A 1,450-nucleotide genomic window follows, 5' to 3' on the forward strand; every position below is an offset into this window, starting at 1 on the left:
TTCTACCGTTTGAAAAGGCGTTTTACGATAAATTTAACGTGCCTTGTGAGTTTATCGGCCACACCTTAGCGGATGCTATTCCTTTGCAATCTGAGCAAGCGCCTGCGCGAGATCTGCTAGGACTTGAACAAGACAAAAAATGGTTAGCAGTTTTACCGGGTAGCCGTGGTAGTGAGCTCAAGATGCTCTCTCAGCCATTCATTGAGACGTGCAAGCTTCTGCACCAAAAATACCCAGGTTTGGGCTTTGTAGTGGCGCTAGTTAATCAAAAACGTCGAGAGCAATTTGAGCAAGCGTGGAAAGAGCATGCGCCCGAGCTTGATTTCAAATTGGTGGATGATACGGCTCGCAATGTTATTACAGCCTCTGATGCGGTAATGCTAGCATCTGGAACGGTAGCGTTAGAGTGCATGTTGCTTAAGCGTCCTATGGTTGTTGGCTATCGCGTCAATACCTTTACCGCCTTTCTGGCCAAGCGCCTATTGAAAACTAAGTACGTGTCACTACCCAATATTCTCGCAGATGACGAACTGGTTAAAGAGTATCTTCAAGACGATTGCACACCAGACAACTTGTTCAATGAAGTTTCTCGTTTGCTAGAGAGTGATAATAAGCCAATGCTTGATAAGTTCACCGAAATGCATCATTGGATTCGTAAAGACGCGGATCAACAAGCTGCGAATGCAGTATTGAAATTGATTGAAAAATAGAGAAGTACCATGGTCGCGAAAGCAAAAACGACAAAAGCAAAAGTAGAGCTCCCTCCGTTTGAATACCCTCAAGGTTACCAATTGATCGCCGGAGTCGATGAAGTTGGACGCGGCCCTTTGGTTGGAGATGTCGTCACCGCTGCAGTTATCCTCGATCCCAATAACCCAATCGAAGGCTTGAATGACTCTAAGAAGCTGAGCGAGAAAAAGCGTCTGGCACTGCTTCCTGAAATCAAAGAAAAAGCGCTAGCGTGGGCGGTAGGCCGTTGCTCTCCCGAAGAGATTGATGAACTGAATATTCTGCAAGCTACCATGGTTGCCATGCAACGTGCGATTGCGGGACTGAAGGTACAGCCAGATTTAGTGCTGATCGATGGTAATCGTTGCCCTGAGCTACCGATGGATTCTCAAGCTGTGGTGAAAGGCGATTTACGAGTGGCTGAAATCAGTGCCGCTTCCATCATTGCTAAAGTTGTGCGCGACCAAGAGATGGAAGAGCTGGATAAACAATATCCGCAATTCGGCTTTGCGAAGCACAAAGGTTATCCAACCAAAGCGCACTTTGAAGCAATTGAGCAACATGGTGTGATAAGCGAGCACCGTAAGAGCTTCAAACCAGTAAAGAAAGCTTTAGGCTTAGATTAATAAATTGGGTGGATTGGTGTTATAAACCCAGCCCCCTTTAGGTTAGAATCCCAAACAAAATAGAGTTACACGGTACCTGTTAATGTCAGATCCCA

At 45.9% G+C, this 1,450-nt stretch carries 2 protein-coding genes; both read left to right on the forward strand.

Features of this window, described 5'->3' with window-relative positions; translation table 11 throughout:
- Nucleotides 1–710: lipid-A-disaccharide synthase (lpxB, locus tag R7E47_RS24320; protein WP_318085244.1), on the forward strand; the 710-nt coding region annotated here is incomplete at its 5' end.
- 9 nt (nt 711–719) lie between these two features.
- Nucleotides 720–1,355, forward strand: coding sequence for a ribonuclease HII (rnhB, locus tag R7E47_RS24325; RefSeq protein WP_020841167.1), 636 nt, complete (start codon nt 720–722; stop codon nt 1,353–1,355).
- Nucleotides 1,356–1,450 lie beyond the last annotated feature (95 nt).

The sequence above is a fragment of the Vibrio sp. Vb1026 genome (assembly GCF_033338745.1).
GTDB classification, from domain to species: domain Bacteria; phylum Pseudomonadota; class Gammaproteobacteria; order Enterobacterales; family Vibrionaceae; genus Vibrio; species Vibrio alginolyticus.

What these genes read in the sequence shown, in the direction of transcription:
- rnhB (WP_020841167.1), top strand. Translation starts at nt 720, where the DNA reads ATGGTCGCGAAAGCAAAAACGACAAAAGCAAAAGTAGAGCTCCCTCCG.